Genomic DNA, 21,504 nt, shown 5'->3' on the forward strand with positions numbered 1-21,504 from the left:
AAAATATCAAGCTCCTGAAGCACTGTATCACTCAGTAGGACTATAGGTAATCCTTTAATAGTTCAACGGTAGCTTCACCCGTTTGTGACCAACTAAACTGACTGGCTCGTTTTAATCCAGCCTGCCTCAGATGTTGACAGTATCTTGCATCATTCGCGACCTCAGTCATCGCAGCTGTCAGGCTGTCAGGCTGATATGGATCAATCAGCACAGCGGCATCTGAGGTCACTTCAGGAATAGACGCTATGTTAGACGCAATCACTGGTGTACCACAGGCCATCGCTTCTAAAGCAGGCAAGCCAAATCCTTCCCACAGACTTGGAAACACCAATGCTAAAGCCTGATTAAGTAACTTAGGTAACTCGTCATAAGCTACATAATTCAGAAATTTTATCTGCTGCGTCAAACTCAACGCCTCAACCTGACTTTTTAAATCAGGAGTGTAGCGGGTATCAGCAGGCCCTGCAATCCAGAGTTCGTAACTCTGGCCAGCCTTATTCTCTTTCAGAAAACTAGCAAAGGCATCAATAGCCATACCAATATTTTTATAAGGAGCATGGCGTCCTAAAATCAAAAAATAATTCTGGCGTTCTAGAGCCAGCGGCCGAAAATAGTTGTTATTGTAGGCGAGTAAAATAGGAGTGACTTTTTTAGCACTCAGACCATAAAATTCCACAATGTCATTAGCGGTTGCCTGGGAGTCACAAATAATATGTTCAGCCGCATTCAATATACGCGGGACATAATGCTTGTAAAGCCAAGTAAGCGCTTTAGATAAGCCTGGAAAACGCAACGGCGTTAAATCATGAACTGTCACGACAAACCGACAGTTTGTAAAAATTGGAGCTTCAGTAATTGGAGAAAAGAGTAAGTCACTAGACTGGTATTTTCGACTATACGTACGGCATATCCCTGGAAGCTGAAATTGCGTCCAGAGAAGTCGACGCATATGGCCCCGTATACCAAATTCGGCAGTTAAATTATTAGGGACAGGATAGTAATGCTCCAAGCCACTTGCCGGAGTAGCTAAAAAATAAGGTTCTAACTCAGCTAAAGCCGGTAATAGGTTCAACGCATAGGTCGTTGTCCCTGTTGGTTTTTTAAGTAGATAGGCCAGATTAACGAGCATAGTTGGTATACCAGGATTTGCAGCTTAAATATGCAGCTAGCAACCATTGCTCCCATACAGGACGATGCTTTTTATAGTAATACCGCTGGCTGCGACGGTACTCTTTTGCCATCGTCTCAGATGCTTTAGCAACTGAATAACCACCAATATGGATTAATGAAATATCTGACGTGTAGAGTATTGTATAGCCTAGGTCACGAACACGCTTACACAAATCAGATTCTTCTAAGTACATAAAAAATGTTTCATCAAATCCACCAACTTGCTGAAATAGCGAGCGTCGCATAAACATCGCAGCACCTACGACAATATCAACGAATTGATCATGACTATACAATTGGGATAAACTCTTTCGAGTAGCTTGATCACGATATCGTCGAACTTGTTGCAGCGTTTGGAATTCACCAAGAATACTTATTTCTTTAGATACAGAAAGTTGAAAGCTACCGTCAGTATTCAGCAATCGGGGACCCACTATTCCAACATCGGATGATTGAGTCAACTTTGTCAGTAGACTAAGCAATATATCAGTCGGAATGAGGGTATCAGAGTTTAGAAAAAAGAGAAATTCTCCCTGGGCATACCTAACCCCTATGTTGTTAGCTTTTCCAAAGCCTAGATTTGTATCTTGAGTTAACAAAGATACCTGGGGAAACTCTTGATGAATTTGACCTAAACTCCCATCAGAAGAAGCATTATCAATAACGATAACCTCGAAGGTTACACTGCTGCAGCGTTCATAAATGGATCGCAGACAGTCAAGAATTACGTCTGCGCCATTATAGTTGACTATAATAATAGAAATCAGAGGTGACAAATCCATCAACTTTGAGAATATTCTACTCAACAACCAACCTTAAAACATAAGTAAATTCAAAAAAAGAGATCCACCTAGCTCATTACTCCTCAATGGATAACAGCATAAAAACTAAGATCAAATTTCACTCTGTTTAAAGTATGACAGGACGTTATACCTACTAGAAAACTGTTGATCTAGGTCTCCCATGAGTCCATAGTAGGTTCCTCGCAAACATGCCCATATTTTTTGCAATTTATTCTCAGTTTCTATCATAGGTATCCAAACAAATTGAGACCCTAAAAACTGTAGGCGTCTTAAAACACAAGTAAACTTATAAAACCCTTTCGAAAAGCTTAATTCCAGATATGTATGATTACGGCAAATATAATAGTAACGAAGAGCAGAATATCTTTGAAAAATCTTATTCACACCAAAAAGACAAAGTTCAACAGGTGTTCCAAACGTATGCTGAAGAATAGCATTAGGAACAACTATATTTTGATAGTCTCCATTTTTAAGTCGCAAGCCATAATCTAGATCTACACCATCAATAAATAATCTTATATCCGGGGGAGCAACAGAATCAGCCGTATATACTGCGAGTAAAGATCCAGAGGTGATAGGTGAATCACACTGATAGGGAGAATTAAAGTTATCTACCGGAAATCCCTCAAAATGATCCCCCTTAAACACCGCAGGTTGAATGATTTCACCTGTTCTAGAATCGATAGGTGTTGGCGAAATTATGCCAATAGATAAACATTTTTTATTGACATTCTCATCGAAAGTAAGAATCAGTCTCTCCAAGCAATCCGGAGCAGGAATGCTGTCTTGATCAAACATCCACAAAAAATCGTACTTACCTTTAACCGCCAACTCTAACGCCTCACTAATACCGAAGGCAATTCCAAGATTCTCTTGCGCATTTTTTACAGTTAACGGTAGACAAGAAACATCCGATATAATTAACGGCTCTGGTGAGTTATCAAGTATAAAAACCCTATCTACCGGATAGCTTTGATTACTAATACCGTGAAGACATGCATCAAGCGCATTTTTATCGCAGTAAGCTGTAATATAGGCAAGGATTTTATACATTTTCAATTATGCGCTCATGCATGACAACATACTCAATGCATTCACAATACTAATGAATGAGAAAATCAGACGCTCACGCAAGCAGACAAAAACTACTGCCCCGCATACTCTACGCCAAGCCAAATTTCACTATAGTATGCGTTGGCTAGTTTCACTTAGAGATTGTCATCTCATACTTTACTATTAGAAAAATAGACAAAAGTATTGAAAGACTATTTTATGGAGAAATTGGGCCATACAGTGCGAGTACAGATACAAAAGATAACCTATTTCTAATGAGGTTGATTGTACCTTTTAACCTGCATTAGAGAGTAAATGCTCTGCTCTAATTGATCGCTAAACAATATGGACCTCATTCTAGACGCCCTCAACTAGATCCGTTCAGCACATAGAGCAAAACAAGGACCATTCGGATGCTTTTTATCTTCAAAACTAATATTTAATCTAGCAAATCCCAATGATTCCAGTACATCAAGGATAGATTGGCGTAATAACCATCTACTTGTTGGTTGACTTCCTCCACAAAAACCTTGCCAATCCAGTGCCTCATTATAGAATTGCTCTGCTATAGATACCGAGAATCCATCGATATTCATTTCCTGAGGAGCCGTAAACTTTTTAGAGAGTGCACTATTATTCTCAATAACATCCTTATCGTAATAATGGGTCCAGATCATTAGCTTATCAGTCGAGTTTGCAATCAACCTCAACAGCTTTACCGGTTCAACCATGTGATATAAAATTCCACTTGCGACAATTAAGTCATACTTATATTGATTATTCTCTAGAAAATCATTACAGTCACCCAGCATAAAATTTACGCTGTCCAAGTTAAATATTTCCTTGACACATAGACATTTCAGAAATGCACGAGTGTTAGCTTCAATAGAATCAATCTTAAGAGCTCCCATTTGACTCATCATGTAGGAGTGTCCACCCTCTAAAGGACCTAACTCAAGAATAGTCTTACCTTCAAGACCTCCCAACGTATTAGCCATCCAGTCTATTCTTGCATCTTCAAATAACGCCGCGAAACCAGGTTTAGAGACCAAACTACTGCCTTCAGGAAATTTAGAAGCCCATTCACCATCGAATATGTCTAAAACGTTTTGCTGACTGGGCAGTGTGTTGACGTAAGCATCTAAGATATTCAGACTCTTTTCCATAACAGGTAGAACCTCACGTTAGAAATGTACAGAGAGCTATAAAGTACCACTTAACTATGATGCTTATAACCATAAAGTGGGAGCCAAACAGATCGAGGTTGATAGTTGACACATTTTCAGAATCTAGCCTTGAGTTTTTAGCATTTTAGATTGCCTGTGCACAAATCGTAAGATTCATGTGATGTTTGACATAATCAACTCAGACTATTCAGACTACTTATAAGTTCTACCCTCATGAATTCCATAGGACAAATAATGTTGTTGTGGATCTACCCCAGCAGTAGCAACATCAGGATGCAACATCAAATATTTTTCATTGTCAAAATCTATTGGGATGAACTGTTTTTCCAATAGCTCATCATTGATAAGTTCAAGCATCCTTACGCGACTAAATCCAGAGCCATCATTAACTCCTTTACCAGACTTACTCAAGCCTATAAAAAACTCACATCCCTGGGTTGGATAAAAGAGGTGTTCTTTAAGTGGGGTAAAACCAAGAGAGAACAAGTCATGTATTATCAAACGAAATGAATGTGGGACAAAACACCAGTTATGCACATCTACATAAGTATTCTGTGATTTGGCAACATCCATCATTCTGGTAGCATCCTCCAATGAGTGGAGCATCTGATACGAACCCTTATCTGAAGGATGCCATGCAATCTTCTTATCTTGACAAACAATATTTAGAAAATATTCAGCAATGGAGCCAACAGAATGGATACTGTTCTTTGAAAGATGATTTTCAATAACCTTTCCTAACCCACTAATAGGCCGAAACTTATCAAAACAGAATCTTTTATCAGGGACAAGCAGAAGTAACAGGCCATCCTGTTTCAGCACTGAAGCACAATTTTCAAGAAAGCCAATAAGATCAGGCGTATGCTCCACAACATGAGATGCGATTATCCATTCATATTTATTTTCATTTAATAAGTCTAAAAATGACTCCCCTGACCAAATAAAATCAACCTCCTCAATGTCCTCTAAACAAACATCATGCTGAGAATACTTCTCTAAAAGTTGTTCTCTACTCAGATGGTCGATAATATGTACATTAAATCCTTCTTTTTTCGGCGCTATTGGCCTGTGACTAGGACCAATTTCTAAACCAAGCTTATTTCGGTCAATGATTTGTCGACAAAGATCACGATAGTTCATTAGATGGAGTGTTACTAATCGTCTGTTGTGTGCATAAGGACTACTTACCGGCAAATAATGCAGAACCGTTTATAAGTCTTGTCAACCAATAAATCTATGTCAGCGTCAAAAGTGTAATCACGGTCTAGAAAAGGCATAAAAACAATTCAAATATTTAAAGAATAGTCTTCCTTACAAGGTGAAAGATTAGGATTATAGTAAGCATCATTGCTTATTATCCTATTCCATGTATCCTTCATATAATGTACTTCAGACGCAAATCGCTCTCTCTTTTGGGGATTGTCTTCATAGCCTCTACTCTTTGATTCATAGTGATAAATCTCAACATGGGGAACGTATATGTTCCTATAACCAGCATCAAGGAACTTAAAGCAAAGGTCAACATCATTAAATGCTACCTGAATCTTCTCATTAAAACCATTCACGTCCTCAAAACAGGTCCTACGGCACATCAAACAGGCAGCGGTTACTGCTGCATAATTATTTATTGTTTGAATTTGATTAAAGTAGCCATGGTCATTGCGTTTAAAGTGCTTATGACTATGCCCGGCAACGCCACCGCTTAAGCACATAACACCAGCATGTTGGATAGTATTATCAGGATACAAAAGCTTGACCCCTACAGCTCCAATAGAAGGTCTTTGAGCTTGCTCCACCATAGCTTCTATCCAATCAGGTGTTATTATTTCTGTATCGTTGTTTAAAAATAGTAAGTAGTCACCATGACTATGGCTCACAGCATAGTTATTTATTTTTGAATAATTAAAAGGGATATTTAGCTGTTTACAACGTAATTTTTTAGGGTATTTACTCAACCAATAATCAATTACATCAATCGCTCTTTTTTCTGTACTACCATTATCAATCAACAACACCTCATAGTTTTGATAGGTTGTCTTATCAAAAATTGAAGAAAGACAAGTATTTAAAGTGTCTCCTAGGTCTCTTGTAGGAATGATAATCGTAACTTTTCCTGCCTCTTTAATGTGATACCTGACGATATGATGACCGCCTGCTATTGGGAGAACTTGACCAGGCTCATCACGTCTATCTAGAGCATCTTCTATCGCTCTACATGCAGCATCTGTAGCGTAGCTTTTTGATGCAATAGACCGTGCTGTTGAGCCTTCATGAGCTCGCCAATGATAAAGAACTTTGGGAATATGAAAAATTTTTTCTGTTAGTTCAGTCAGGCGTAATACAAAATCATAATCCTGGGCACCTTCATACCCTGGCCTAAACCCATTAATTTTCTCAACTAATGAGCGTCGATAAACACCAAAGTGAGACGTATACATTCTAGAAAGCAAGGAATCCGGTGCCCAGTCAGTCTTAAAGAATGGAGCAGACAAGCTTCCATCTTCCTCAACCTTATCCTCATCGGAATAAATCATATCGGCATCCGGATGCTTGTTGAGCAGCACCACCACCTCATAAAGAGCATTTAGTGCCAACAGATCATCATGATCGAGCAATCCAACAAAATCACCTTGAGCCATTGTCAATGCACTATTAGATGCATTAGAGATATGCCCATTTACTTCCCTAAACAAGACTTTTATTCTGTTGTCAGACTGCTCATAGCTTAAAAGAGTTTTTTCTATCTCCGCATCATTCGAACAGTCATCTGCAATACACAATTCCCAATAAGGATACGTTTGACTAACTACAGAATCAATTGTTTGTTTTAGATAGGCAATAGGTGTCTTAAAAGTAGGCATTATAAGACTTATAGTTGGTTTGTAATTTAGTTCATCAATATCTTTTCTCTGGGAATCTAGATCATATTGAGATGGACAGTTTTTAAGTAGCCATTTTTGATATTTCCTATCTTTAGAACGATAGAGTGATGTCTCTATTTTTTTGCGTTGCCAAAAGTGTCTTATTTGAGAACTCTCATCAAAATCCTTATCAATTTGCCTCTGTCTTTCTAAGAGTTCAATCTGTCTCTGTGATAAATACTCTGCGAGTTTAATGTGATTTTCCATGACCAAAAATCAATGAAACTGTAGAAATGAACCTCAAGTGGGAGAAACGAATGAAAGGTCTTAGGATTTAAAGGCTATCCATTTTTGTCGTATTTTCCAGAACTTACTACTTTTCATAGCTTCAATAACATTTTGACAATGCTCCCAGTTCTTTTGGGCTTGTTGCAATTCGGTCTGCGTTCGCTGGAGTTCGGTCTGCATTCGTTGGAGTTCGGTCTGCGTTCGCTGGAGTTCGGTCTGCGTTCGCTGGAGTTCGGCCTGTGATTTCTGAAACTCTAATGAAATCTTCTCACTGTGGGATCTTAGTACAGCATTTTTATCTTTTAGTTCATTATATTCAGTAGCCATTGACCAAGGATATGCCCGAATAATAAACTGAAGTACCTCAGAATCTCTATCACTAAGAACCTTATCAACTAAGTCCGAAGGTATGTCGTCTTTGTTTAAATTTGGTGTATAAGGAGTTGAATTAAAGAGAGGCCAATGTACACTGTCTTCTACCTGAATAGCATATCCAGACTCTGAAAATAACTGACCTACAGAACTACGAGTGAAAAACCTCAAATGAGTATTATCTAGTAACCCAACCTCTCTATACTCAAATTCCCCTTCAAGAAGAGATAAACGAACGGCACCATGGGCAATATTAGGAATCGACGCAACTACAAACCCATTGGGATTTAATATCCTTCTTACGGCTTTTAAGAGTTGCCAGGGATTTTTTATATGCTCTAAGACATCACCAAAAGTGGCGACATCAAACGTCTGCCCTTCAAAAACATCCTCGATTTTGACATAGTCAAGATCGGCAACAACTACCTCCTTACAATATTTTTCTGCCACCTTAGCAGCCTCTGGGTTTAACTCGACACCAACAACTTCACACCCTTCCTCCCGTAGAAGCTTGGCAAAATAACCAGTTGCACAACCGAAATCCACTACACGCTTGTTACTCCCTACAAGAGATAGCATTTTGGCTAGGCTACTATTGGCACTTAAATCACTTTTATTGATGTTGGTAACATCAGGATAATTTTTGAATTCTTTGTTAGACATATTTTCTTGATAAACGGAATAAATCTATCTCTGTTTTGCTATATCTGCTTTGGAGAAGGGGAGGAATCTAACCGGTTTGGCTTCACGATTAAATCGATATCTACAGGAATATCAACTGACGCAGTGATTAGTCTCCCGCTGCGTGGCATTTCGACAGTGAAGACTGTGACATTGTCTAACCAATCGCATGTTGTTGTTGTGTAATCTTCCGCACCTGCGACTGTCAGACTATATCCGCCTGCTCTTAATGGCAATTTAAAGGAAAATTTAAATGTGAATTTATCACCTGTATTAAGTGATCCAATTGCTACATTCTCTTCTTTCGTATTGCTGCCGAACAACTCATTCCCATTCTTGTCACAAATGAAAAAACCTAGAATAAAACTTTCTAGGGGAGCATTGATAGAGACATCTGCTAAGAAGCTAATATTCTCATTGAACTTAAAGATTGGGCTAGCTATAGCCAAATCACCATTCTCATGAAAAAGTTGAATACGGTCGATTGTCGCACGGCCACTACCTCGACGACTGGGGTTTACTTTTAGCTCCTGAGAGCTGTTTTTATTATCAGCCGGGAAAACCTGTTGCAATGCATTAGCATGACTACTTTCTTTAGTAGATTGATTTAACTCAATCTCAGTAACTAGCTTCATATATTCAATAAAAACGTCATTGGGGGCACCACTGGCATAAAATTTCCCAGCCTCCAGCATAAATGCAGACTTACACAACGTTTTGACAGCACTGGCATCATGGGAAACAAATAGCGTAGTCACATTGGCATCCATCAAAGCCTTAATGCGGCGCATACATTTGTGTTGAAAGACCACATCCCCGACTGCCAACGCCTCATCAACAATCAAAACTTCTGGTTCCACATGTACGGCAACTGCAAATGCCAGCCTCACAAACATCCCGCTGGAATAGGTCTTAACCGGTTGATCAATAAAATCCCCAATATCAGCAAAATCGGCAATCTCATCAAATCGTGCTGCTATTTCATCCTGGCTTAAGCCTAAAATCCGCCCATTAAAAAAAACATTCTGCCGTCCCGTAAACTCCGGGTTAAAACCACTGCCTAACTCTAATAGCGCTGATACCCGACCATTTACCTTAATATTGCCAGTCGTTGGCTGTAACGTCCCCGCTATAATCTGTAGGAGAGTACTCTTGCCAGAGCCATTACGCCCAATAATTCCAATTGTCTCCCCTTTAGGAATCTCTAAATTAATATTCTGCAGCGCCCAAAACTCATCCGCCCGCTGCTTTCCCGGTAGCAAAATCTCCTTCAAACGATCCACCGGGCGGTGATACCGTTTGAAAGCCTTAGATACGTTCGTCAGAGAAATTGAAATATCGTCAGACATAGAAAAAGCAAGTTAACCTAATCTCATCAAAAACCCTGCTTCCTTGGATTACTGAGAGGACGTCTTTCTGGTCCTAATATATCCAGAAATGAGCCACACCGTATACTCTACAATGCAATCGAGACTCCACCTCCATAGAGGAAATCCCCCTTAAGGACAAAAAAGGTTGCACTGACCCTACAGCACATCTGCAAATGCTGGACGTAGCTTTTTGTAGCACCAAAAGCCAATTCCAAAAATTATCAACGACAGCCCCGTCGCCGCTGTCCACTCACCCCAGTGGGTTACCTCACCAATTAAAATCACATCCCGATACATCTCACCAATAGAGGCTAGCGGATTCAACCAAAATACCCACTGCTGAAACGGAGCCGGAATCATCTCTGCCGGATAGATCAGCGGAGTCGCATAAAACCATAGATTAATAATTACTCCCAGGGTTTGGGGAATATCCCGAATGAACACTGTCAATCCTGCTGTTAGGTAACCTAGCCCCGCCGTTATCAACAGCTGCGGTAGCCATACCAGTGGTAACAAGAGCAATGTCGGATGCAATGTATTCTCCAAAAACGCCACAAACACCAGCAGGGCCATTAACCCAAACGTACTCTCTAAAAAACTCGACAGTACTGGGATCAAAGGGAGTAAACTCAGGGGGAAAACCACTTTTTTAACCAGATTCGGCTGCGCAATCACCGAGCTAGCGGCTTGAATTAAACCACTGCTAAATGCGATCCACGGCAGCAATCCTGCAAATAACCATAGGCCAAATACAAAGGAATTATCTGCAGATAGTCCTTTCAGGCTTAGTTTCACCTGCAGCACAATGGCAAACACATAGGTATATATCAACAGCTGGGCCAATTGATTGAGCAATGGCCACAGATTTCCTAAAATCGAACCCTTATAGCGCGCCTCCATATCTCGCTGCACTAAAGTCTTTAGCAACCCTAGCTTTGCCCATTGGGCCTCATTAAATGGCACTAGGGGCTTCAGTCGCAGAAGTTGCCGCCCGGTTAAACGCATCAATGCTCTTAACAATGACTTGATTGGTCTCCATACGACAGTCATAGGTGCAGACACAGTTCTTTACCGGATGTACCGCATCAATCTACCAAACAATGGTTACAGTAACGCCTGCCCTAATGGATTCGCTCCTGCCATTAGGATTCTGGATAAATGATCATGCTTTAAGTGAGTCGACGACGGTCTCAATTTGTTTCAGGCTAAGTTCGGGCCACATGGGTAAACTCAGGACTTCTTGGGCGAGTTGATTGCTAATGGTTAGGTCGGGATATTGGTCGACATAGATGGGCAGTTTGTCCTGGGGAATGGGGTAATAGATCATGGATCCAATACCGGCCTCGGTGAGAACTTGCTTGATGCGATCGCGATTCCCATCTAGCACCCGAATCGTATATTGATGAAACACATGCCCCGCAGATGGAGCAGGCGTAATCACCCCATCCACATCCATCAGTAACCGACTATAGTTATCTGCTATCCAGCGTCGTTTATTATTCCACTCATCTATGTGGTGCAGTTTCACCTGTAAAATAGCTGCCTGCATCGCATCGAGACGCGAATTATACCCCAGTATCAGATTGTTGTAGCGCTCTTTAGCCCCATGAACGCGTAACATACGAGCGGCTTCAGCAATATCATCGTCATTGGTGGTGATGAGGCCACCATCACCGTAAGCTCCCAGGTTTTTGGTAGGGAAAAATGAAAATGCTCCTACATGGCCGATGGTGCCTACATAGCTTCCCATGAGCTGCTCGCGCGTTGTTTCCTTACAGTTCTCATGGGAGCCACTGCTGTCACCTTGATAAACCGCTCCAAATGCCTGAGCACAGTCTTCGATCACCTTGAGACTATGCTTAGCGGCAATCTCCATAATCTGGGCCATGGCGGCTGGATTGCCATAGAGGTGCACTGGCATTATGGCCTTGGTTTTGGTCGTAATTGCAGCCTCAATGAGGTGTGGGTCGATATTAAACGTATCGGGCCGAATATCGACAAATACTGGCTTCGCTCCCACCGTACTGATGGATTCTGCCGTTGCGAAAAAGCTAAAGGGTGTGGTGATGACTTCATCCCCAGGCAAGATGCCCATGGCTCGCAGACCAATGACGAGGGCATCGGTCCCGGAATTTACACCAATGGCATGCTTAACCCCCAAATAACTGGCCACATCGTTTTCGAATGCCTGGACCACAGGTCCTAGAATGAATTGCCCGGAGTCTAAGACCTGATTGATGGCAGCTTGTACTTCCGCTTTAATGGCTTGGTACTGAGGCTTGAGGTCAAGAATGGGGATGTTGATCTGGCTCACGGTATTTCAATTACCCTAATGGTCTTAATGCTGCAGGGCTCTGCTCTAGAATCTTAGGACGATTTGTGTCGTCATTTTGCTATGCGTGTTGCCGTTGTCCATGAATGGCTAGCTAGCCATGCTGGTTCTGAGAAAGTTGTGGAGCAAATTTTGCAGCTTTATCCAGAAGCCGATCTATTCAGCTTGGTGGATTTTTTGTCGCCAGAACAGCGGCATTTTATTGGACATCGTTCTGTACAAACATCATTTATTCAAAGGCTGCCGTTTTCAAAACGAGTCTTTCGACAATATTTACCCCTGATGCCCCTGGCCGTTGAGCAGTTTGATTTGTCTGCTTACGATGTAGTGATTTCCAGCAACCATGCGGTAGCTAAGGGGGTACTAACGGCACCTCATCAGTTACATATCAGCTATGTGCATACTCCCATTCGCTATGCCTGGGACTTACAACATCAATATCTACGACAAGCAGGATTAGAAGGTGGCCTCAAGGGAGGTATCACTCGCCTGATTTTGCACTATCTGCGGCTATGGGATACCGTCAGTGCGAATCGGGTGGATCGATTTCTAGCCAATTCTCAGTTTATTGCGAAGCGGATTTGGCGTGCCTATCGTCGACCGGCAACGGTGATTTATCCACCAGTCGATGTGTCGCGATTTGAGTGGCAACATCCCCGTGACAACTTCTACTTAACGGTGTCTAGATTTGTTCCTTATAAACGAGTAGACCTGACGGTAGAGGCATTTAACCAGTTGGGTCTACCACTGGTGATAATTGGAGACGGCTCCGACTGGCAACGGATTAAGGCCATGGCGGGTCCGAATATTCGCTTATTAGGCAAGCAAACTGATGCGGTGGTGACGGATCATATGCAACGGTGCAAGGGGTTTATTTTTCCAGCGGAGGAAGATTTTGGGATTACCCCAGTGGAGGCTCAAGCTGCCGGAAGCCCTGTGATTGCATTTGGTCGAGGGGGGGTCACTGAAACAGTCATCCATGGAAAAACCGGCATTCTATTTCCGGAACAGACAGTTGACAGTCTGGTACAGGCCGTAAAATCCTTTGAGGTGGGTATGTATGAATTAAACCGAGAAAATCTAAGATACCAGGCAGAACAATTTTCGATCCAACGCTTTCATGACCAATTTCGTACCTGTATTGAGCAAACCTATACAGGCTTCTTGCAAGGTAATCCCTTAGAGTAGTTAGGTTATCGCTCTCGGCCAGATTTAATAATCATGACGCTCTCTCAGCCGACTAAACCTGCGATCGCACCCCTCCAAGTCAACGCTCACCCTGCTTACATGGTGACAGCGTTAGTCGCGAGCGATGCCCTGTGTTTAAGTTTTGCCGGTATTGCCAGTGTTTATATTCGTCTATGGTTCAACGGAGTGTATGAGCCCCCACTTTACTGGGAATTATGGCCCCTGCTCAGTCTTTTTTTACTAGGCTATGGCCTTTCAGGTCTTTACCCAGGCCACGGCATTGGCCCTGTGGAAGAACTGCGACGCTTAACCCTAACCACGACACTGCTCTATCTCACCCTTGGCTCAGCCATCTTTCTATTTCGGGATTTAGAGCTATATTCCCGAGGAGTATTTTTGATGGCCTGGGGGCTATCGATTATTGTGCCGCTGCTGGGGCGATATGCACTGCGCGCCCTAGTTGCTAAACGATCCTGGTGGGGATATCCAGTCTTAGTATTGGGAGCTGGTGAAACCGGAGCCCTTGTCATCCGTACATTGCATCGCCAGCCAGCCTTAGGCCTTAAACCGGTGGCGGTGCTCGATGATGATGTCAATAAACACGGTAGCCTCGAAGGGGTACCAGTGATTGGTAACTTAGCCCAAGCCCCTGCTCTGGCTAACCGCGACCATATACCCTACGCCATTATGGCCATGCCAGGGGTGCATCGCGACCGATTACTTTACGTTGCACAGCGATACGGTCGTGCATTTCCTCATCTACTGATTATCCCTGACCTCTTTGGCATGGCAAGTCTGTGGGTCGCCGCTCGCGATCTTGGCGGCGTTCTCGGTCTGGAATCTCGGCAACAACTATTACTACCAGGCCCCAAACTCACCAAAAGTCTGCTTGATCAGTGTTTGACCATAATCGTTGGCCTCGTTTGTTTACCCTTGATTGTTCTGACGGCTCTGGCCATTCACCTCGATTCGTCGGGACCCATTTTTTATGCCCAGGTCCGTATCGGGCGTCGGGGGCGTCCCTTCAAAGCCTGGAAATTTCGCACCATGGTACCCAATGCGGACAAAGTTCTCAAGGAGTACCTAAACAGTCAGCCAGAACTGCGTGACACTTGGAACCAAGACCGCAAACTCAAATATGACCCCCGCATTACTCGCTTGGGCCGTTGGTTACGACGAACAAGCCTGGATGAACTGCCTCAACTTTGGAACGTGCTACGGGGTGAAATGAGTTTAGTGGGGCCACGTCCCATCGTCCATGATGAGGTGCGTCGTTATGCTGACAAGTTCGAACTCTACACTCAGGTACTACCAGGGCTTACAGGTCTATGGCAGGTCTCAGGTCGCAACAACATCACCTACGAAGAACGGGTAAATCTTGACGCCTATTACGTACGGAACTGGTCAGTTTGGCTGGATCTCTACATTTTAATCAGAACAGTATGGGTAGTCCTAATGGGGGATGGTGCATATTAACTCAGCCCAATCCATGGAAAGATGTCTGACAATCATGCGCTCAGCTCCTTGGGATGACTGGCTATGGGTGAGTGCATTGGTGATGCTGCCCTTCGCTAGCTACTTGAGTTTAGTTATGCTCGTGGCGCTTATGCTTACGGCCCTCTACCAGAGGCTTTACCCAATTCGCCAGACCCTATGGCAACAGGGGTATGGTCTGTTAGCCTTAGGGCTATTAATCAGTGCATGTTTTGCCGTAAATCCTAGCGATGCATGGTTGCAACTGGCTAACTTTCTACCCTATTTTTTGCTGGTTGGAGTACTCGCGACCGCGCCTCGTTTTCGACCGTCTAGCCTTCTTTTTACAACCATTGCGCAGGCCCTAGTCCTCGGATCTTTACCCTTTAGTCTCGCCGCTCTCGTTGAATACATTGTCAGATTCCCTAGCATTGCGGTCCAGGTCACAGACTGGCAAATGTTTCAGTGGATATTTGATGTCAGTTTCGCTGGTCATCGCGCCCATGGAGGCCTGAGTCATCCCAACATTTTGAGTAACTATTTGATCGTTGTATTCGGACTGGGTCTGGGGTTACTACTGGGAAAACTGCGGTTACAGCTAAGGCAATCGCCTCAGTTGACCCTGGCAATTGCAACCGCAACAGGTCTGGCAGGCATGGGAATATTTTTCACCAGTTCCCGCAACGGGCTACTGGCTGAAGTTGTTTTACTATGCGTGGCTGGATACCTGGCTAGGCGCTATCGCTGGGTATGGTTCCTAGGGCTAGCCATCCTCAGCACTATGGCCATGGGGATTTTACTGTTAGGGTTTGGTGGTCGTGCTCTTGATCTGGCGTTATTTACCCAAGACCCCCGTGTAGCCGCCTGGCAAATTGCGATGAATCTTATCCACCAGCGACCTCTAGTAGGCTGGGGACTGGGGGGGTTTAGTCATCAATATGTACCGTTTAGCGTGACTGACCATGAGCGTCTGTTTCACCCCCACAATCTTTGGCTCTACTTAGCCTGTGATACAGGTATTCCTACCATGGTGCTCTTTTGCTGGGTAATAGGGCGCGCTTACTTGACTGGCATCCGTCGTCTAATGCTGGCTAACTACAACCCGATTCTACTGAGTTATCTTTTAGCCTTTACTGGATGCATTTTATTCGCCCTCTTTGATGTCACCCTGTTTGATGCTCGTATTAATGTACTGAGTTGGTTCCTAATTGCAGCCATCGGAGTTCTGGCCAACAATAAACCGGTCAATCACCAGCAATAACATCGAATTATCAATAGCAAACACAAAAAATAAGGGCAGAGAAGCATGTATGCTTCTCTGCCCTTATTTTTATCAATGCAAAATGTAGCCTATTCTAGATAATCTTCGCAGACTTAAGTCCATAGTACATACCAAGACCAGCACCTGCTGCACCAAATAAAAGCACTAAGTAAACCACTGCTCCAGCCATCACCAAACTCCTTTTTATAAGTACAAAAAAAGCCTTATATCTTAATTGAAACACGTTCACTGACGGTTTGTCGCAGACAGTGGCTCGATACCTACCTGGATACAGCATCGAATGTGAACCTCTAAGGCTAGAATAAAGAGCCTAGCTATTTTATTGGCAGATAGTTTTTGGTAAACAGAGGGCACATAGAGGCAAAGCATGAGTAAGGGTACGTTATTCGATAAAGTTTGGGATCTGCATACGGTCACCACATTGCCATCTGGGCAGACTCAGCTTTTTATTGGTCTGCATCTTATTCATGAGGTTACCAGTCCTCAGGCCTTTGCTATGCTGCGCGATCGCAACCTCCAGGTCATGTTTCCTGAACGTACAGTGGCCACAGTAGACCATATCGTTCCCACCGAAAACCAGGCCAGACCCTTTGCCGACAATCTCGCCGAGGATATGATTGTTGCCCTCGAAAGCAACACTCAAACTAACGGCATTCGCTTTTTCAATGTGGGCTCCGGCGGCCAAGGCATTGTCCATGTGATTGCCCCCGAACAGGGATTAACCCAACCTGGCATGACCATTGCCTGTGGCGATAGCCACACCTCTACCCATGGAGCCTTTGGTGCGATCGCATTCGGTATCGGTACCAGTCAAGTACGCGACGTCCTAGCCTCCCAAACTCTTTCCCTCGAAAAACTGAAGGTACGACGTATTGAAGTCAACGGCACCCTTGCTCCTGGGGTCTATGCCAAAGACGTTATCTTACACATTATTCGCACCCTCGGAGCCAAGGGTGGTGCCGGTTACGCCTATGAGTATGCGGGTAGCACCATCGAGGCAATGTCCATGGAAGAACGCATGACCATCTGCAATATGTCTATTGAAGGTGGTGCTCGTTGCGGCTATGTCAATCCAGACCCAATCACTTACGAATATCTTAAGGGACGAGAGTTTTCACCCCAAGGAGATGAATTTAATCAAGCCATTAACTGGTGGGAAAGCTTACGTAGCAACGCTGATGCTCAATACGACGATGTTGTCATCTTTGATGCTCAAGAAATTGCCCCTACAGTCACTTGGGGCATCAGTCCCGATCAGGCCATTGGTGTCGATGAAGCTGTTCCCAGACTGACGTCATTTACTCCCGATGAGCAACCCTTAATCGAAGAAGCCTATACCTATATGGACCTGGCTCCTGGTCAGCCCATGCTGGGCACTCCAATTGATGTGTGCTTTATTGGCAGCTGTACCAATGGGCGTCTTAGCGATTTGAGAGAAGCTGCTAAAGTTGCCCAGGGACGTCATGTAGCAGCAGGCATTAAGGCCTTTGTCGTTTCAGGTTCAGAACAGGTAAAACAGCAGGCCGAAGCCGAAGGGCTAGATAAAATCTTTGTGAAAGCTGGTTTTGAGTGGCGCGAACCCGGCTGCTCTATGTGTCTAGCCATGAATCCCGACAAACTTCAAGGCCGCCAGATCAGCGCCTCATCCTCCAACAGAAACTTCAAAGGTCGCCAAGGGTCCTCATCTGGACGAACTCTATTGATGAGCCCAGCCATGGTGGCATTGGCTGCCGTCAATGGACAGGTGAGCGATGTGCGCAGCCTTGTGAACTAACTGAACTCCGGAAAAATACAAATAATATAGGTCCAAAGGTTTCGATTTTCTTAACCTTTTGATTACCTGACGTTAAGCCTTTGCTTTAATCATGTCGGTAATATCAATTAAGCGAACCAGATAACACTGCTCAGTCAAGGTATAGATTTAATCATCAATGTAATACATGAAGGTTATGCTTGCCGACTGAGGCGTATGTCCGAAAGAATAGCCAGTTTTATATTTAGCAGAGTTATTCAAGCATTGCCGTTAGCTAAAATACATCTCTGCTGCCGATTGCTTACAAAGCCGATTGCTCACACAGCATTCACAGAGGCCTAGTCTTCTCTATGTCAGTATCCCAGCTACCCCAAAGACCTCCTACATCAGACCATTATATTGCTCTGCTCGAACAGCTCTATCATGAACGCAACCTAACTCAGTTCACGGCAGGCCATAGCATTCCTCTACGACATAATGAAATCTACGTCATCTGTCGAGGTATTGTACAACTGCATACTATTCATCCAGACGGTAGCGAAACGTTACTGGGACTAGCTGGACCGTCTATGCCCTTTGGTCTCAGCTTGACCGGTGTGAGTCCATACTGGGCAACCGCTCTAACATCGTTAGATATTTTGCCTCTACCAATGGCAGAACTCGAAAATTCACCTACATTGATGGCAGGATTATTTGCCCATTTATCCCGACGCCTACAACAGTCGGAAGCATGGTTAGCACTGTCTGGTAAGCGCCTAGTAGCAGATCGACTGCGACAGCTACTGATTATGCTGGCTCAAGATTTTGGACAGGTAGAAACCCAAGGCGTAAAACTAACAATACGTTTAACCCATCACCAACTAGCAACAACCATTGGTACGACTCGGGTCACTGTCACACGCCTACTTAGAGACTTTCGCAAGGAGGGTTGGCTCAAAGTCCATCAACGCTATCTGATTCTGCCCTTGAGCATGCTCAATTAAAGCCGTTTCTTTCATTGAGATTGAGGTATTTGGCAGCATGCCAAATACCTTTTTTCACGTTATGAGTTCAACATGCATAAACTTGCAACTATTATTGATATAGATTTCACTATTTAATTGTGATCAAAGATTCAGAAACGACTATTTTCAATTTCTTATTTTTAATTCCTTATAGTAGTCAAGACACTCTACAAATTCATATAGGCTTCAGAGTTTATTGAGAGATGTGAAGCACACCCGATATTTGTCCTTAGATCAAGACCTTTCCGAAAAACCGGTGATAGTCTAGGTACGCATAAGCACAATTAAGATCTTACAGTTATTCGTCTTGCTGATAAATCCAGCTAACCAGACAAAGTCTGGTAGTGAATTATCTAGCCACCTGGGTTAAGCTGTCCCAAATAGACCTTAATTGATCTAATTATTCAAAAACTCGCTAGACATTCAACCCATCAGGAATATTTGAAAACTTTGGGGAGCAAGGATTTAACCTTGAGCCCTAAGGTTATTTGTATGCATTTGCTCATCTGCACCTCTAGTGCCCGCCCACAAATACTCCACATCAAGACTTAATTATTCATGTTGACAACGTCTAAAGCCACCATCACCTTGGAGCGATTTACAGCTAAAATTCGCCCTCTATTGAGTCGTGTCTATACTGAGCAGCAGATTGATGATCTACTCCCTAGGCTATACGACTTGACCAAAGACCAGCTGAAAGCGCATTCCCAAGAAGATTTGGGTAAGTGGGATCAAGATAAGATTTTGCTAATCACCTACGGTAATAGCATTTGCAGTGATGATGCATCGCCCCTTCAAACACTTCACCAGTTTCTTAACACTCGCCTAGAAGAAACTGTTACAGGTGTGCATATCCTGCCATTTTTTCCTTACAGTTCTGACGATGGATTTGCTGTGATTGACTTTTTAGAAGTTAATCACAGTCTAGGTAATTGGGCTGATGTGGAAGCCATCGGGCGCAACTTTAACCTGATGTTTGATCTAGTTGCCAATCATGTTTCAAGCCAAAGTGAATGGTTCCAACAATTCAAGCAAAACGAACTACCCGGTTGTAACTATTTTATTAGCTTGCCAGATGATACGCCTACAGCAGATGTAGTACGTCCACGCAGTAGTCCGCTACTGACACCAGTAGAAACAAGTCAAGGGGTACAGCATGTATGGACCACATTTAGCGCCGATCAGGTTGACTTAGACTACGGCAATCCAGATGTATTTCTAGAATTTATCAATATCATGCTGGCCTACGCGAACCATGGCGCTCGCTATATTCGCTTAGATGCAGTCGGATTTTTATGGAAGTCCCTAGGTACCTGCTGTATCCATTTGCCTGAGACCCATGCGCTCATCCAAACCTTCCGTGAGATTCTACAGATGATAGATCCCGGAATCGCACTGATCACCGAAACCAATGTGCCCAATCGCGAAAACCTAAGTTACTTTGGGGAGCGCAATGAAGCACACATGATCTACAACTTCAGTCTGCCACCTCTACTGCTCAATGCATTGATGCAAGGACGAGCGGATCATCTCAAAACTTGGATGATGAGTATGCCTCCGGCTCCCATTGGCTGCGCCTACTTTAACTTCACTGCATCTCACGATGGCATTGGTATGCGCCCCACAGAAGGTCTTTTAGAAGCTCAGGAATTTGAGACACTGATCGAAACCATGCGCAGTTTTGGTGCCAAAATCAGTATGCGCAGTCAAGCTGACGGCAGTGAGTCTCCCTATGAGATCAATATCTCTCTATTTGATGCAATGCAAGGAACGGCCCAAGGGCCTGACCAGTGGCAAATTGAGCGTTTCATTTGCTCCCAAACAGTAATGATGTCCCTGGAAGGGATTCCGGCTTTCTATATTCATAGTCTGCTGGCCACACCCAACGATTTAGAAAATGTAGCAGCAACGGGACATAACCGCTCCATAAATCGGCATTGTTGGGAGAAACGACGTTTAGATGCTCTTTTAAACGATCCTGAAACACCTCAATCCATCGTCCTAGCCGAACTGTCACGACTGATCAAAATTCGTCGTCAGCAAAAAGCTTTCCATCCGAACGCAACCCAATATACGTTGCATCCAGACAATCCAGCGATTTTTGCATTCTGGCGTCAGAGTATTGCTCGCGATCAGAGTATTTTCTCAATTCATAATCTTAGCAACCAACCCCATACTTTGCGTTTGAGTGAACTGAACTTGGTCAATACTGATAGCTGGATGGATTTAATTAGCGGCGACCACTTTGAAGATTTACATGCCACTTATAAACTGAAGCCATATCAGTCAGTTTGGTTGACAAACTGTCCCTACTACGACTCATCTAACACACCAGACCAAGTAGATCTGGAGTTTCTCTACCAGGTTTAGGCCATTGTCTTAAATCAAGGAATCAGGTACTGAGTCTTGACTTAAAGAGCCTGAGCCTGGCCAAGGGGAGTTATTAAGCCATCAATGCTAGTACGCCCCTTGGCCACTTGATATTTGGCTATACCATCTGGGCCTTTATTCTCCGCCCATATCGGTAGAGTAGGCCGTTGTCCCTGATAGTCATACATGGGAACACCATACCCGCATGAAGTCTGAACTCGATGGATATCGGCCACGATTACAGCAATTCTCAGTATGACAAATAAGGCATGAACGCCTGATATGGCAGGGATTGTACTACTATCATAGTGATTTCA

Annotated in this window: 18 protein-coding genes; 6 read left to right on the forward strand and 12 right to left on the reverse strand. The window is 43.5% G+C overall.

Going from position 1 to position 21,504, the window contains the following annotated elements; all coding sequences use genetic code 11:
• Positions 1-40: 40 nt before the first annotated feature.
• The 10 genes from IXB50_RS15180 to IXB50_RS15225 form a co-directional block, all read right to left on the reverse strand.
• Positions 41-1,129 (reverse strand): glycosyltransferase family 4 protein, encoded by a 1,089-nt coding sequence (locus IXB50_RS15180; protein ID WP_215609828.1) that lies wholly within the window; start codon positions 1,127-1,129, stop codon positions 41-43.
• On the reverse strand, positions 1,119-1,952 hold the full coding sequence (locus tag IXB50_RS15185; protein WP_215609829.1) for a glycosyltransferase family 2 protein: 834 nt from the start codon (positions 1,950-1,952) through the stop codon (positions 1,119-1,121). Before IXB50_RS15185 ends, IXB50_RS15180 begins: the two co-directional genes overlap by 11 nt.
• 111 nt (positions 1,953-2,063) lie before the next feature.
• On the reverse strand, positions 2,064-3,026 hold the full coding sequence (locus IXB50_RS15190) for a glycosyltransferase (RefSeq protein ID WP_215609830.1): 963 nt from the start codon (positions 3,024-3,026) through the stop codon (positions 2,064-2,066).
• A gap of 371 nt (positions 3,027-3,397) precedes the next feature.
• Positions 3,398-4,192: a class I SAM-dependent methyltransferase gene (locus IXB50_RS15195; protein ID WP_215609831.1), complete on the reverse strand. Its 795-nt coding sequence runs from the start codon at positions 4,190-4,192 to the stop codon at positions 3,398-3,400.
• Positions 4,193-4,405: 213 nt separating this feature from the next.
• Positions 4,406-5,353, reverse strand: coding sequence for a class I SAM-dependent methyltransferase (locus tag IXB50_RS15200; protein WP_215609832.1), 948 nt, complete (start codon positions 5,351-5,353; stop codon positions 4,406-4,408).
• Positions 5,354-5,499: 146 nt separating this feature from the next.
• Positions 5,500-7,341 (reverse strand): glycosyltransferase family 2 protein, encoded by a 1,842-nt coding sequence (locus IXB50_RS15205; RefSeq protein WP_215609833.1) that lies wholly within the window; start codon positions 7,339-7,341, stop codon positions 5,500-5,502.
• Positions 7,342-7,401: 60 nt separating this feature from the next.
• A complete protein-coding gene (locus tag IXB50_RS15210; protein ID WP_215609834.1) occupies positions 7,402-8,397 on the reverse strand; it encodes a class I SAM-dependent methyltransferase in 996 nt (331 codons plus the stop codon).
• Between the two features lie 38 nt (positions 8,398-8,435).
• Positions 8,436-9,764 carry an ABC transporter ATP-binding protein gene (locus tag IXB50_RS15215; RefSeq protein WP_215609835.1) on the reverse strand — a complete coding sequence of 443 codons (1,329 nt, stop codon included), beginning with the start codon at positions 9,762-9,764 and terminating at the stop codon, positions 8,436-8,438.
• Positions 9,765-9,941: 177 nt separating this feature from the next.
• Positions 9,942-10,790, reverse strand: coding sequence for an ABC transporter permease (locus tag IXB50_RS15220; protein ID WP_215609836.1), 849 nt, complete (start codon positions 10,788-10,790; stop codon positions 9,942-9,944).
• A gap of 157 nt (positions 10,791-10,947) precedes the next feature.
• Positions 10,948-12,099 carry a DegT/DnrJ/EryC1/StrS family aminotransferase gene (locus IXB50_RS15225; protein WP_326520813.1) on the reverse strand — a complete coding sequence of 384 codons (1,152 nt, stop codon included), beginning with the start codon at positions 12,097-12,099 and terminating at the stop codon, positions 10,948-10,950.
• A gap of 81 nt (positions 12,100-12,180) precedes the next feature.
• Between IXB50_RS15225 and IXB50_RS15230 the strand changes: the two genes are divergently transcribed.
• From IXB50_RS15230 to IXB50_RS15240, 3 genes are read left to right on the forward strand one after another with little or no spacing between them, the layout of a single operon-like run.
• Positions 12,181-13,305, forward strand: coding sequence for a glycosyltransferase family 4 protein (locus IXB50_RS15230; protein WP_215609837.1), 1,125 nt, complete (start codon positions 12,181-12,183; stop codon positions 13,303-13,305).
• Between the two features lie 33 nt (positions 13,306-13,338).
• Positions 13,339-14,781: an undecaprenyl-phosphate galactose phosphotransferase WbaP gene (wbaP, locus tag IXB50_RS15235; protein WP_215609838.1), complete on the forward strand. Its 1,443-nt coding sequence runs from the start codon at positions 13,339-13,341 to the stop codon at positions 14,779-14,781.
• A gap of 34 nt (positions 14,782-14,815) precedes the next feature.
• Complete coding sequence (locus IXB50_RS15240) at positions 14,816-16,039, forward strand: O-antigen ligase family protein (protein ID WP_215609839.1); 1,224 nt, start codon at positions 14,816-14,818, stop codon at positions 16,037-16,039.
• A 94-nt stretch (positions 16,040-16,133) separates the two neighbouring features.
• Here IXB50_RS15240 and petL read toward each other — a convergent pair whose 3' ends face one another.
• On the reverse strand, positions 16,134-16,337 hold the full coding sequence (gene petL, locus IXB50_RS22945; RefSeq protein WP_456319618.1) for a cytochrome b6-f complex subunit PetL: 204 nt from the start codon (positions 16,335-16,337) through the stop codon (positions 16,134-16,136).
• A 90-nt stretch (positions 16,338-16,427) separates the two neighbouring features.
• Between petL and leuC the strand changes: the two genes are divergently transcribed.
• From leuC to IXB50_RS15255, 3 genes are all read left to right on the forward strand, one after another.
• Positions 16,428-17,834: a 3-isopropylmalate dehydratase large subunit gene (gene leuC, locus IXB50_RS15245; RefSeq protein ID WP_215609840.1), complete on the forward strand. Its 1,407-nt coding sequence runs from the start codon at positions 16,428-16,430 to the stop codon at positions 17,832-17,834.
• A gap of 329 nt (positions 17,835-18,163) precedes the next feature.
• Positions 18,164-18,796: a Crp/Fnr family transcriptional regulator gene (locus IXB50_RS15250; protein WP_215609841.1), complete on the forward strand. Its 633-nt coding sequence runs from the start codon at positions 18,164-18,166 to the stop codon at positions 18,794-18,796.
• A gap of 579 nt (positions 18,797-19,375) precedes the next feature.
• Complete coding sequence (locus tag IXB50_RS15255) at positions 19,376-21,187, forward strand: alpha-amylase family glycosyl hydrolase (protein WP_215609842.1); 1,812 nt, start codon at positions 19,376-19,378, stop codon at positions 21,185-21,187.
• Positions 21,188-21,228: 41 nt separating this feature from the next.
• Here the strand turns inward: IXB50_RS15255 and IXB50_RS15260 are convergent, their stop codons facing one another.
• Complete coding sequence (locus IXB50_RS15260) at positions 21,229-21,423, reverse strand: hypothetical protein (protein WP_215609843.1); 195 nt, start codon at positions 21,421-21,423, stop codon at positions 21,229-21,231.
• Positions 21,424-21,504 lie beyond the last annotated feature (81 nt).

Origin of the sequence: Leptothoe spongobia TAU-MAC 1115 (assembly GCF_018739885.1) — a bacterium.
GTDB lineage: Bacteria > Cyanobacteriota > Cyanobacteriia > Phormidesmidales > Phormidesmidaceae > Leptothoe > Leptothoe spongobia.